The 11,435-nt window shown below is 74.7% G+C and carries 13 protein-coding genes; 6 read left to right on the top strand and 7 right to left on the bottom strand.

What is annotated here, in order from left to right; translation table 11 throughout:
- The 5 genes from ACWIYF_RS09450 to ACWIYF_RS09470 all read right to left on the bottom strand — a co-directional run bounded on the left by ACWIYF_RS09450 (position 1) and on the right by ACWIYF_RS09470 (position 2,393).
- On the bottom strand, positions 1-861 hold the full coding sequence (locus ACWIYF_RS09450) for a hypothetical protein (protein ID WP_448627866.1): 861 nt from the start codon (positions 859-861) through the stop codon (positions 1-3).
- Between the two features lie 8 nt (positions 862-869).
- Positions 870-1,079: a heavy-metal-associated domain-containing protein gene (locus ACWIYF_RS09455; protein WP_448627867.1), complete on the bottom strand. Its 210-nt coding sequence runs from the start codon at positions 1,077-1,079 to the stop codon at positions 870-872.
- A 27-nt stretch (positions 1,080-1,106) separates the two neighbouring features.
- On the bottom strand, positions 1,107-1,415 hold the full coding sequence (locus ACWIYF_RS09460; protein WP_448628739.1) for a metal-sensitive transcriptional regulator: 309 nt from the start codon (positions 1,413-1,415) through the stop codon (positions 1,107-1,109).
- Between the two features lie 65 nt (positions 1,416-1,480).
- The gene (locus ACWIYF_RS09465) at positions 1,481-1,825 is read right to left on the bottom strand and encodes a MerR family transcriptional regulator (protein ID WP_448627868.1); all 345 of its coding nucleotides are present in this window, start codon (positions 1,823-1,825) and stop codon (positions 1,481-1,483) included.
- A 76-nt stretch (positions 1,826-1,901) separates the two neighbouring features.
- On the bottom strand, positions 1,902-2,393 hold the full coding sequence (locus ACWIYF_RS09470) for an Hsp20/alpha crystallin family protein (RefSeq protein ID WP_448627869.1): 492 nt from the start codon (positions 2,391-2,393) through the stop codon (positions 1,902-1,904).
- Positions 2,394-2,667: 274 nt separating this feature from the next.
- Between ACWIYF_RS09470 and ACWIYF_RS09475 the strand changes: the two genes are divergently transcribed.
- Complete coding sequence (locus ACWIYF_RS09475) at positions 2,668-2,865, top strand: hypothetical protein (RefSeq protein WP_448627870.1); 198 nt, start codon at positions 2,668-2,670, stop codon at positions 2,863-2,865.
- A 106-nt stretch (positions 2,866-2,971) separates the two neighbouring features.
- Here the strand turns inward: ACWIYF_RS09475 and ACWIYF_RS09480 are convergent, their stop codons facing one another.
- Together ACWIYF_RS09480 and ACWIYF_RS09485 are read right to left on the bottom strand one after the other, a co-directional pair.
- Positions 2,972-4,498 (bottom strand): DUF222 domain-containing protein, encoded by a 1,527-nt coding sequence (locus tag ACWIYF_RS09480; protein ID WP_448627871.1) that lies wholly within the window; start codon positions 4,496-4,498, stop codon positions 2,972-2,974.
- Positions 4,499-4,553: 55 nt separating this feature from the next.
- Positions 4,554-5,933: a glutamine synthetase gene (locus tag ACWIYF_RS09485; RefSeq protein WP_448627872.1), complete on the bottom strand. Its 1,380-nt coding sequence runs from the start codon at positions 5,931-5,933 to the stop codon at positions 4,554-4,556.
- A gap of 110 nt (positions 5,934-6,043) precedes the next feature.
- On the opposite strand from ACWIYF_RS09485, the gene ACWIYF_RS09490 reads away from it, so the two are divergent.
- The 5 genes from ACWIYF_RS09490 to ACWIYF_RS09510 are packed head-to-tail and all read left to right on the top strand — an operon-like array spanning position 6,044 to position 11,433.
- Positions 6,044-7,579: an APC family permease gene (locus ACWIYF_RS09490; protein ID WP_448627873.1), complete on the top strand. Its 1,536-nt coding sequence runs from the start codon at positions 6,044-6,046 to the stop codon at positions 7,577-7,579.
- Complete coding sequence (locus ACWIYF_RS09495; protein ID WP_448627874.1) at positions 7,576-8,688, top strand: trans-sulfuration enzyme family protein; 1,113 nt, start codon at positions 7,576-7,578, stop codon at positions 8,686-8,688. The genes ACWIYF_RS09490 and ACWIYF_RS09495 overlap by 4 nt, the downstream gene beginning before the upstream one ends.
- A complete protein-coding gene (locus tag ACWIYF_RS09500; protein WP_448627875.1) occupies positions 8,688-9,800 on the top strand; it encodes an amidohydrolase family protein in 1,113 nt (370 codons plus the stop codon). Before ACWIYF_RS09495 ends, ACWIYF_RS09500 begins: the two co-directional genes overlap by 1 nt.
- Positions 9,797-11,020, top strand: a complete 1,224-nt coding sequence (locus tag ACWIYF_RS09505) for a M20 metallopeptidase family protein (protein ID WP_448627876.1) — start codon at positions 9,797-9,799, stop codon at positions 11,018-11,020. The genes ACWIYF_RS09500 and ACWIYF_RS09505 overlap by 4 nt, the downstream gene beginning before the upstream one ends.
- A gap of 29 nt (positions 11,021-11,049) precedes the next feature.
- Positions 11,050-11,433, top strand: coding sequence for an STAS domain-containing protein (locus ACWIYF_RS09510; RefSeq protein ID WP_448627877.1), 384 nt, complete (start codon positions 11,050-11,052; stop codon positions 11,431-11,433).
- Positions 11,434-11,435: the final 2 nt, after the last annotated feature.

An 11,435-nucleotide genomic window follows, 5' to 3' on the forward strand; every position in this document is an offset into this window, starting at 1 on the left:
TCAGCCACGGGACGCCTCCACGGTGAACTCCGCCGTCCGGACGACGTCGCCGTGCCGGAAGTCCAGGAACAGCCGGTAGCTGCCCGCCGTGGGGGCGGTGGCGGCGAACGAGAGCGCGTCGTCGTCCGGGTGCACGTGCAGGTAGGCCAGGTCGCCGGCGCGCAGCACGACGAGGTGCCCGGCGGCGCCGAGGTAGGGCTGCAGGTCGGTCACCGGTGCGCCGTCGCGGGCGACGGTGAAGGTCAACCGGGACTCCTCGCCGGGATGCAGGTCGCCGGCCAGGGTCACCCTGTAGCCGTCGACCTCGGCGGTGCGCGACGGCGCCGGCAGGGCGGCGGGCGCGAGCTCACCGGGGACGGCGAGATCGGCGCCCAGCACCCGCTTCTCGCCGTCCGCGGTCGGCACGAAGTCGGCCAGGATCCGCCAGCTCCCGGGGGTCAGCGCCAGGGGAGTGGTCCAGGTGCCGTCGGCGGCCAGGGCCGGGTGCACGTGCTGGTAGCCGGTCAGATCGCGCCGGACGGCGATGAGGTGCAGTCGCTGCTCGTGGCTCTCGTCGAATGCGGTGACGGGGGCGCCGTCCGGTCCGAGGACCCGGAACGCCAGCGGCACGGCCGGACCGGTGGGCAGCCGGTCGCCGGCGAGGGCGAGGGTGTAGCCGCCGTCGGAGACCGCCAGGCCTGCCGGCACCGCGGCCGGTCCGGCGGACGCGTGGCCCCCGTCGTCGGCGTGCGCCCCGTCGTCCGCGTGCGCCGCGGCCGGCGGCGAGCCGACCGGGCCGACCGCCGCGCCGACGCCCAGGGCGGCGCCGAAGACGGTGACCAGCCCCACGGCGAACGCGGCGAACTTGACGACGGTGCTCATGGCAGGGGTCAGCGGCCGGCCAGCGCGTAGCCGGCCTCGTCGACGGCGGCGGCGACCGCGGCGTCGTCCACCGGCGCGTCGCTGGTGACGGTCAGCGCACCGGACTCCAGGTCGACCTCGACGGCGGTGACGCCGGGCAGGGCACCGACCTCCTCGGTGACCGCGGTGACGCAGTGCGCGCAGGTCATCCCGGTGACGGTGTAGCTGGTGGTGCTCATGCTGGGGTGCTTCCTCTCGAGGGGTGGTCAGGAGCGGACGAGCCGCGCGATGGCGTCGGCCGCCTCGCGGACCTTCTCGTCCGCCTCGGGGCCGCCGGCCGCGGCGGCCGACACGACGCAGTGGCTCAGGTGCTCCTCGAGCAGGCCGAGCGCGACCGACTGCAGGGCCTTCGTCATCGCCGAGACCTGGGTCAGGATGTCGATGCAGTACTTCTCGTCCTCGACCATGCGCTGCAGGCCGCGGGCCTGACCCTCGATCCGCCGGAGCCGGGTGAGGTAGTCGGCCTTCTTGGAGATGTAGCCGTGGTGGGCCGGTGCGGTGCCGGACTCGTCGATCGACACTCGGTCCTCCTGCCGCGCCGCGGGCGCCTCCCGCGGTCGTCGACAGAAACCATACCCCCCTAGGGTGTGCGCGTCGAACCGCGCTGGTCCCGGTCGTCGCGTTCGGCCTCGAGGCGGGCGACGTCGGCGCGGGCCTCGGCGAGCTGGTCCTGGAGGTTGACGATCGTCTCGGCCGAGGCGAGGGAGTGTCCGTCGTCGAGCAGGCCGCGCATGCGGGCGGCGACGGCCAGCTGCTGGCGGGAGTAGCGGCGGTGGCCGCCGGGGGAGCGGTGCGGCTGCAGGACGCCGGAGGCGTCCAGGCTGCGCAGGAACGCGGCCTGCACGCCCAGCAGCTCGGCGGCCTGGCTCATCGTGAGGGCCGGGAAGTCCGGGTCGTCCAGCCGGTCCAGCGGGTCCTCGGACATGGAAGCCCTCCTGTTCCTGGGGATAGGCCGAGGGGCCGGCCCCGGTGGGACCGACCCCTCGTGCGCCCGCCGTGGCTCAGGCCTCGACGGCCTTCTTGTCGGACTCGCCCTCGATGGTGCGGTGCTCCACCGACGACGACGAGTCGGCTCGGGTCACCTGGATCTTCCGGGCGCGCGCCTTCTCGGCCACGGGGATGCTCACGGTGAGCACGCCGTCGTGGTAGCTCGCCTCGAGCCGGTCGGTGTCGAGGCTGCGGCCGAGGACCAGCTGCCGGGTGTAGCTGCCGTAGGGCCGCTCGGCGATGGTCCACTCGGCGTTCTCGAGCTGGGGTACCGACCGCTCGGCGCTCACGGTGAGCGTGTTGCCCTCCACCGACAGGTCGATCGAGCCCGGGTCGACGCCCGGCAGGTCGAAGTGGGCGACGAAGTTGTCGCCGACCCGGTAGGCGTCCATCGGCATGCCGGAGAGCGGGCGGGCCGTGCCGCTGCCCATCCGCCCGAGCTGGTCCAGCAGCCGGAAGGCGCTGTTGGTGGCGGAGAACGGGTCGTAGGCGGTCAGCATGGCCATGGCTGTGCAACCTCCTTGTGAGAGTTCTTCAGTTCGCTGCCCGAGGGTTAACCTCTAGCGGCAACTAGAGATTACCTCCAACGGGCGTCCGTGTAAACATGCCGTCGTCGAAACTTGTTCCGCCGGCGTCGGTCGAGGTGGGAACGTCGTACCGTCGGCGGGGCGTTGGCCGGATCGACCGTGGACTTCACTTGCCGTCTCCCGCAGCCGATGTGTGGGAGGGCCCGAGCCGGCCGAGCACCGCGTGACCGGATGCCATGATCTTGGAGGACTGATGGACTACCTGCGCCGTTTGCAGATGGAGCGGCCCGTGCTGTTCTGGGTAGCCATCCTGGTGGCCTTCTGGCTCGCCTTCCAGCTCGTGTTGTTCCTGGCACAACTCCTGCTGGGGCCGTTCGGGCTGCCGTCGTGGGTGCCCCTGGCCGTCGTCCTGGGCGTCCTCGTCGTCATCGCCCGCCGACAGCAGCGATAGGTACGGATAGCCCTGGAGCCGCCCTACCGGCGAGGCAGCCGGTGTTCCTCTGCGGCCCATTCAGGGCGACTCGGTGGCCACCCCTCCGAGATGCGCGATGTCGTGGCTATCCGGCAACGGAAGCCACGAGAGCGCGCATCTCGGAGGGGGGATGGGCTGTCCCAGCGGCCTGGGGACGAGCCGACATGTCCTTCCGTCGCCAGAACGGTGGCGGGTCGTCGGCCGGGTCGGGCGGTGGCGGCGGTGGTGGTCGCCGGCGCATCGCCCACGGTCGGGTGGTGCGGGTGACGCCGGACGGGGTGGTGACGTGCAGCGTGCCGTCGGGGTCCATGGCGAACCGCCAGCCGCGGAAGAGGGTTTTCAGCCGGTGGTGGGTGCGGCACAGGCAGCACAGGTTGGTGCAGTCGGTCGGCCCGCCGCGGGAGTGGGCGACGACGTGGTCGTGGTCGGCCCGGCCGACCCGCTGCCCGCAGTAGGGCATCCGGCAGGTGCGGTCGCGGATGCGGAGGAACTCCCGCTGCGCGCCGGTCGGGGTGTAGGTCTCGGTGGCCGCCGGCGGGTTGAGCCCGTCGCCGCGGCGGACCAGCCTCTCCAGCTGCTCCCGGCTCACCGTGGCGAGCAGCCGGCCGGTCGCGTCGGTGGTCGCGAAGGTCAGCGACCCGCCCTCGGGGGTGTGCAGACCCAGCGCGCCGATCCGGCGCAGCAGGTCACGGAGGTGGGCGGGGGTGATGGCGTAGCCGTTGACCTCGGCCGGGGCGGTGCTGGCGCCCTCCAGCGTCTCCAGCGCGGCGGTGATGGTCAGGCTGGCCCGGGCGCCGGCGGCGCCGATGGCGGCGCCGCGGACGAGCAGGGAGAACAGCTCGGCGCGCAGCTGCCCGATCGGCCGCGGGTCGCCGTCGGCCTTGGCCTGCTGGGCCAGGGTGTTGAGGAAGTCGACGCCCTCGGCGGCCTCCTCGGCCGGCAGGTCGGCGCCGAGGGTGGCCCGCCCGTCCGGGCCGGGCTCGACGAACACATCGGCGTTGCGCTCCGCCAGCGCGCGGCCCTCGTCGGCCGTCGCGGGGTCGAGGTCGAGCAGCACCTCGAGGATGCGCCGCTTGACCGCGGCGAAGCCCAGCCCGGCGGCCTCGGGCAGCACCACGGCCTCCACCCGGGCGGCCGGCGCCGGGCGGGTGTGTTCCAGGGTGTCGGCGAGGATCTGCGCCCGCCGCTCATCCAGCACGCCGCGCGGCAGGGCGGCGCCGGTGGCCGGCAGGCGGTGCCGCCAGGTCCAGGCCCGGCGCAGCTTGGGCGCCGCGGTGCCCCGGCCCACGCCGAGCACCAGGCCCAGCTCGTCGGGACAGGACTCGCTGATCCCGGGGAACTCCGGCTCGGTCTGCCGCCAGTCCCGGCTCCGCGCCCCCGGATGGTCCTCCGAAGGGTCGTCGTCCTCCGGGCGGTCGGCGGCGAACCCCAGCATCACGTCCGCCTCCCGGGCGGCCAGCCGGGCCCGCTCGCCCTGCAGCCGCTGCAGCTCGGCGGCCTTCTGCTCCGCGGTCAGCCAGGAGACCGGCAGCCGCGGCTCGGGCGCCGGCCGGGTCCGCACCCAGTCGACCAGAAAGCCCTCCACCGTGGAGGTGCCCGCCGTCCGCTGCATGACCCCAACCTAGGGACGGGGTCCGACAGTTTCGGCCCGCTGAGCAGGAACTTCCTCAGTGGACCCAGCGCAGGGCGGCGGCCACCTCCTCCGGCGACCGGCCCTCCAGCGCTGCGATCTCCCCGCGCCGCACGTCGACGATCGTCGCCGCGAGCTCCTCGCCGAACACCCCGGTCAGCACGTCGTCCTGCTCGAAGGCGCGCACCGCCTCGTCGAGCGACGAGGGCAGCGGCCGGATCCCCGCCTCCCGCCGTCCCTCCTCGGTCAGGGTCGCGGGGTCGACCCCGACCGGGTCGGGCAGCGTCGCCCCGGCGGCCAGGCCGGCGCGGCCGGCGGCGAGCAGGCCGGCCATGAGCAGGTAGGGGTTGGCCGCGGCGTCGAAGCTCTTGACCTCCACGTTGGCCGCCGCCTGCCGGTGTCCGGAGGGCCCGGTGACGAAGCGGACGGCGGCCTCCCGGTTCTCCAGCCCCCAGACGGCGAACGCGCCGGCCCAGTGCGACGGGATCAGCCGCAGGTAGGACGCCACCGTCGGGGCGCCCACGGCGAGCAGGCCGGGCAGGTGGCCGAGCAGTCCAGCGATGAACGCCTCGCCGTCAGACGTGAGACCGAAGGTCCGGGAACCGCCGCTCATCAGGTTCACGCCGTCCCGCCACAGCGACAGGTGCACGTGCCCGCCGTTGCCGACGCCGTCGGCGAGCACCTTGGGGGAGAAGGACGCGCGCATCCCGTGCCGCGCGCTCACCGCCTTGATCGTGTGCCGGACCAGCACGGTCGTGTCGGCCGCGGCCACCGGGTCCTCCGCGGCGACCGACAGCTCCAGCTGGCCGGCGGCGTACTCGGGGTGGAACTGGTCGACCGCGACGCCCTGCGCGGCGAGCGCGGTCAGCAGGTCGCGCGCGTAGTCGGAGACCTCCACGTGCCGGGTCATCCCGTAGGCGGGACCGGAGAGCCCGGGGACGAAGTCGTCGTGGCCCGCGAGCCCCACTACCCACTCGGTCTCGAACGCGGCCTGCACGGTGAGCCCGTCGCCGTCCAGCTCGTCGACCACGCGGCGCAGCAGCAGCCGCGAGTCCTGCACGTGCGGCGCGCCGTCCTGGTCGTAGCGGTCGACCGGCGCCCATGCCCAGCCGGGCTGCCCGGCCAGCACGGTGAGCCGGTCGAGGTCAGGGTGCAGCCGCAGGTCGCCGACGGCGCTCCCGGCGAAGCGCCCGGCGACGATGGAGTCGTCGAAGAGGAACGCGTCGAACACCGGGCTCATCCCGACGCCCCATGCCGCGGCGCTCGGCAGCTTGGCCAGCGGCACCGACTTCACCCGGGTCACCCCGCTGGTGTCCACCCACGGCAGGACGACGCCGACCACGCCGGCGTCCCGCAGCCCGTCCAGCAGGTCCTCCGCCTGCGCCCGCCGCCGGTCCCGCTCGTCCTGCTGCAGCACTCGTGCCTCCTGAGATGAAGAGGTCGTAACGGATCTTCCCGTCCCGCTACCTGCGGGAGCACACTCCAGCCGCTTGACCTGCGCAACTGTCCTCGAGCTAGGAGTTCCGCATGGCCGTCTCGCCGTCCCGTCCGGACGCCCCTGTCGAGCCCACCGGCCCCGGTCTGCGTCGCAGCCTCTCCGTCTGGCAGGCCGTCGGCCTGTCCGTGGCGCTGATGGCACCCAGCATGGCCGCCAACATCAACCCGCAGGGCACGGCCGGCTTCGTCGGCCGCGCCGTGCCGCTGGCCTTCCTGCTCGCCGCGATCGGCGTGCTGCTGGTGGCCTACGGCTTCGTCCGGCTCTGCCAGTACTTCCACCACGCCGGCTCCGTGTACGCCTTCAACGGCGCCACACTGGGCGCGCGCACCGGCCTGATCAGCGGTTTCGCGCTGTTCGGCACGTACTGCTTCTACGGCGTGGTCACCTCGAGCGCGGCCGGCATCTTCGGCACCGACTTCCTCGTCGCGCTCGGCGTGTGGGACACCGCGCCGTCCTGGGCGCCGTTCGTCCTCGCCGCGCTGGCGCTCCTCGGCTGCCTCGCCCTGACGATCGCCCCGGCCCGGCGGGGCACCAGCGTGCTGCTGAGCGTGGAAGGGGTCACGGTCGCCCTCATCCTGGTGGTCAGCGCGATCGTGCTGGTGCGTCTGCTGGCCGGCAACGCCCCGGGCGGCCAGACCTTCACCTGGTCGGTCTTCTCCGTGCCGGAGGGCACCGGCACCTCGACCCTGTTCCTCGGCGTGGTCTTCGGCTTCCTCTCCTTCGCCGGCTTCGAGGCGGCGGCCACGCTGGGCGAGGAGGCGCGCCACCCGCGCAAGGACATCCCGCGCGCCATCCTGTGGACGGCGATCTTCGGCGGGGTCTACTTCACGGTCGTGACCGCGATCGAGGTGATGGGCTTCGGCGCGGACGACGCGGGGGTCCAGGCGCTGATCGGCTCGGGCTCGCTGGTCGGCGACCTGGGCAGCGACTACATCGCGGGCTGGATCGGCGAGCTCGTCACGATCGGCGCGGCGGTGAGCGCCTTCGGCTGCTGCCTGGCGTGCATGGTCGGCGCGTCGCGGCTGGCCTTCGCCTTCGCCCGCGACATGCGCCGCGAGGGCACGGCCCCGACCGGGTTGGCCGGCACCACGCGGGCCGGGACGCCGGGCGCCGCGGCCGTCCTCGTGCTGGTGGTGATGGGCGTGATCCTGCTGGTGATGGGGATCGCGGGCGGCGGCGACGCGTCCAACGCCTTCCTGTGGTCCGGCACGATCGGCACGCTGATCCTGCTGGTCGTCTATCTCCTGACGACGATCGGCGCGATCAAGCTGGTCTTCGTCGAGCGCCGGATGCCCGCCGTGCCGATGTGGCAGGTGGTCGTCCCCCTCCTGGCGCTGGTCGTCCTCGGCTACACGCTCTACCGCAACGTCATCCCGTTCCCCTCCCCGGACGACGGTGCGCTGTTCTGGAACCCGCTCGTGGCCGCCGCCTGGATCGTGCTCTGCATCGTCGCGGTGCTGGCGGCCGGTGGCGCGGCGCGGCGAGCAGGAGCGGCGCTGACCGAAGCGGAGCTGGGCGCCCGCGAGGAGGAGGCGGTCGCGGAGAGAGGGGTCGAGGCCCGGTGAGCCGCCCGGCGGAGTCGCGGGCCTTCACGCCGCGCACCCGGCCGGTGGTCCCGCCGATCCACCACTCCGTCACCTACTACCTCGACGACAAGGCCTACGCCGACGTCCAGGCCGGCGGCCTGGACGAGCACTGGTACGGCCGCTTCCGCAACCCGACGGCCGACGTCACCGCCACGGCGGTGGCCCGGCTGGAGGGCGGCGGCGCCGCGCTCATGACCTCGTCCGGCATGGGCGCGATCGCGACCACCCTGCTCACGCTCGTGCGGGCGGGGGACCGGGTGGTCGCGGCCCGGCAGGTCTACGGCGACACCCGCGACCTGCTGGTCCGCGACCTGCCCGGCTGGGGGGTGGACGTCGTCCAGGTCGACGCCGCCGACCTGGACGCCTGGCGGGCGGCGGTCGCCGGCGGTCCGACCACGGTCGTCTACGCCGAGACGCTGGCCAACCCGCAGCTCGAGCTCACCGACGTGGCCGGGGTGGCCGCCATCGCCCGGGACGCCGGCGCGCGGTTCGTCGTGGACAACACCTTCGCCACGCCGTACCTCGTGCGCCCGCTGGCGCTCGGCGCCGACGTCGTCGTGCACTCGGCGACCAAGTTCCTCAACGGGCACTCCGACGTCATCGCCGGCGCGGTGGTCGGGGACGTCGACCTCGTCCGCGAGGTGCAGCGCCGGGTGATCACGCTCGGCACGTGCCTGGACGCGCACGCGGCCTACCAGGTGTGGCGCGGCCTGCAGACCTTCGAGGTGCGCATGGCCCGGCAGTGCGCCACCGCAGCCCGGATCGCCCAGGAACTGGCCCGGCATCCCGACGTCGTCGCCGTCCGGTACCCGGACATCGGCGGCGCGATGGTCGCCTTCACCGTCGCCGGCGGCGACGCGCGGGCGGGCGCGGTGATCCGCCGGTTGCAGGTGGCCAGCGAGGCGACCAGCCTCGGCGGTGTGGAGACGCTGGTCAGCACGCCGTTCAACTCCTCGCACTTCTCGCTGACGCCGGAGGAGCGGCGGGCGGCGCGGATCGACGACGGGATGATCCGGCTGTCGGTCGGTCTGGAGGACCCGGCCGAGCTGATCGCCGACCTGGTCGCCGGCCTCGAGGCGACGCGGTGATGGACGGGCCGCTGGTCGACCACCACTGCCACGGGCTGGTCACGCGCGACCTCGACCGCCCCGAGGTCGAGGCGATGCTCACCGAGGCCGAGTCGCCCGGGCTGGCCGGCACGCTGTTCGACTCGCAGATCGGGCTGGCGCTGCGCCGCTGGTGCGCCCCCGTGCTGGACCTGGAGCCGCACGCGCCGATCGACACCTACCTCGCCCGCCGGGCCGAGCTCGGCGCCCCGGAGGTCAACCGGCGGATGGTGGCCGCGACCGGGATCGGCACGTTCCTCGTCGACACCGGCTACGTGCCCGAGCCGATCACCGCACCCGACGAGCTGGCCGCGCTGGCCGGGGGCTCGGCGCGCGAGGTGGTCCGGCTGGAGGCGGTCGCGGAGGAGGTGCTGGCCGGCGGCTGCTCGGCCGGGGCCTTCGCCGGTGCGTTCCGGCAGCGGCTGGCCGACCGGTGCGCCGGTGCCGTCGGCGTGAAGTCGGTCGCCGCCTACCGGGTCGGCCTGGCGCTCGACGGCGCCCGCCCGACCGACGCCGAGGTGGCCGGCGCGGCCGGCGCGCTGCTCCGGGCGGTCGACGGCGGTGCCCGGCCGCGGGTCGCCGACCCGGTCCTGCACCGCTTCCTCGTCTGGGCCGGGATCGACCTCGCGCTGCCGGTGCAGTTCCACGTCGGCTACGGCGACGCCGACGTCGATCTGCACCGCTGCGACCCGCTGCTGCTCACCGACCTGCTGCGGGCCACCGCGCCGACCGGCGTGCCGGTGCTGCTGCTGCACAACTACCCGTTCCACCGCAACGCCGGTTACCTCGCCCAGGTCTTCCCGCACGTGTTCGCCGACGTCGGGCTGGCCACGCACAACGTGGGACGGCGGGCCGACGCGCTGCTCGCCGAGCTGCTGGAGCTCGCGCCGTTCGGCAAGGTGCTGTTCTCCACCGACGCCTTCGGCCTCGGCGAGCTGTACCTGATCTCCACCGCCCTCTTCCGGCGGGCGCTGGGCCGGCTGCTCGACGCCGGCATCGCCGACGACGACTGGACGGCGGCCGACGCCGAGCGCATCGCGGCGGCGATCGGCGCGGGCAACGCGGTGCGCGCGTACGGGCTCGACGAGCGGTGAGCGACCCGGCCCTCGCCGCCTGGTACCGGCTGCTCGAGGACACCGTGGTCGAGGAGGTCCCGGCGGCCGTGCGGCTGCGCCGGGAGCTGCACGCCGATCCGCGGCGCTCGGGCGAGGAGGAGGACACCGCGGCCGCCGTCGTCGCCGCGCTCGACGTCGGCGAGGGCCGGCCGACGGGGGTCACCGGCCGGGTCCTGCGCGTGCTCGCCGGCAGCACGCCGACGGTGGCGCTGCGGGCGGAGCTCGACGGGCTGGCGGTGACCGAGGCGACCGGCGTCCCGTGGGCGGCGCGCGGCGGGGTCATGCACGCCTGCGGGCACGACGTGCACCTGGCCGCGCTGGTCGCGCTGTGCCGGGCGGTGCGCCGGGTGGGCGGCCCGGCGCCGGTGCTGGCCCTGCTGCAGCCGCGGGAGGAGGGGGAGCCCTCGGGCGGCCGGGACGTCGCGGAGTCCGGCGTCCTCGACGAGGAGGACGTCGGCGCGGTCATCGGGGTGCACGTGCAGCCGCAGCTGCCGGCGGGCGTCGTCGCGGCGACCGCCGGCCCGGTCAACGCCGCCGTCGACGAGGTCGTCGTCACCGTCCAGGGCCGCGGCGGGCACGGGGCCTACCCGCACACCACGCACGATCCCGTCCGCGCGCTGGCCGCCGTCGTGCTGGCGCTGCACACCCAGGTGGTCGCGCGGGTGGACCCCGTGGTCGGCGCGGTGCTCGCGATCACCCAGCTCGACGCCGGGTCGGCGTTCAACGTGGTGCCCGACACCGCCCGGGCGCGCGGCGGGCTGCGCACGATGCGGCCCGAGGACCGCGCCCTGCTGCACACCGCCATCGAGGAGGTCGCCCGGCACACCGCGGCGGCGCACGGCTGCACGGCCGTCGTCGACGTCCACCAGTCCGACCCGGTGCTGATCAACGACCCCGACCTGGCCGCCGCCGCGGTGCCCTGGCTGCGGCGGTCGGGCGCGGGGGTCGACGACACCTTCCGGTCGTTCGGCAGCGACGACTTCGCGCACTACTGCGCGGCGCGGCCGGGGCTGATGCTCTTCCTCGGCGTCGACGGGGGCGAGCCGGACGCGGCGGGCAAGCGGCCCGGGCTGCACTCGCCGCGCTTCCTGCCGGACGACGACACGGTCCGGCAGGCGGCCCTGGCGCTGCTCGCCGGGTACCTGGGGGCCGCCGGGCTGCAGGGCCCGGTACCGCACCCTCCCGCCGAGGGCGTGTGAAGGACACCCCTGGCGGCTACCCGAGGGGCGTGGACGAGCCGACGACCGCACCGAAGCACGCGCCGGACGAGCACCCGGCGCCGGGGGAACCGCAGGTGACCTCCGTCCTGGAGGGCGACACCGCGGTGGTGACCGTGGTGGGGGAGCTGACCGAGGTGGCACGGCGGCCACTGGTCCGCACGGTCACCGACCTGCTGCTCAGCCACGCGCCGCTGCACCGGATCGAGCTGCGGCTGGCCGAGGTGACGTTCATGAACTCGGGCGGGGTGGCGGTCCTGGTGCAGCTGCAGAAGCTGGGCCAGCCACGGGCCGTCGACGTCGTGCTGGTCCGGCCGCCGGACGCGGTCGCCCGGCCGCTGCAGCTCGCCGGGCTCTGGCACCGCTTCCCGGTGGTGGAGGAGGACAACTCCTAGCC

This window comes from Geodermatophilus sp. URMC 64 (assembly GCF_053502555.1).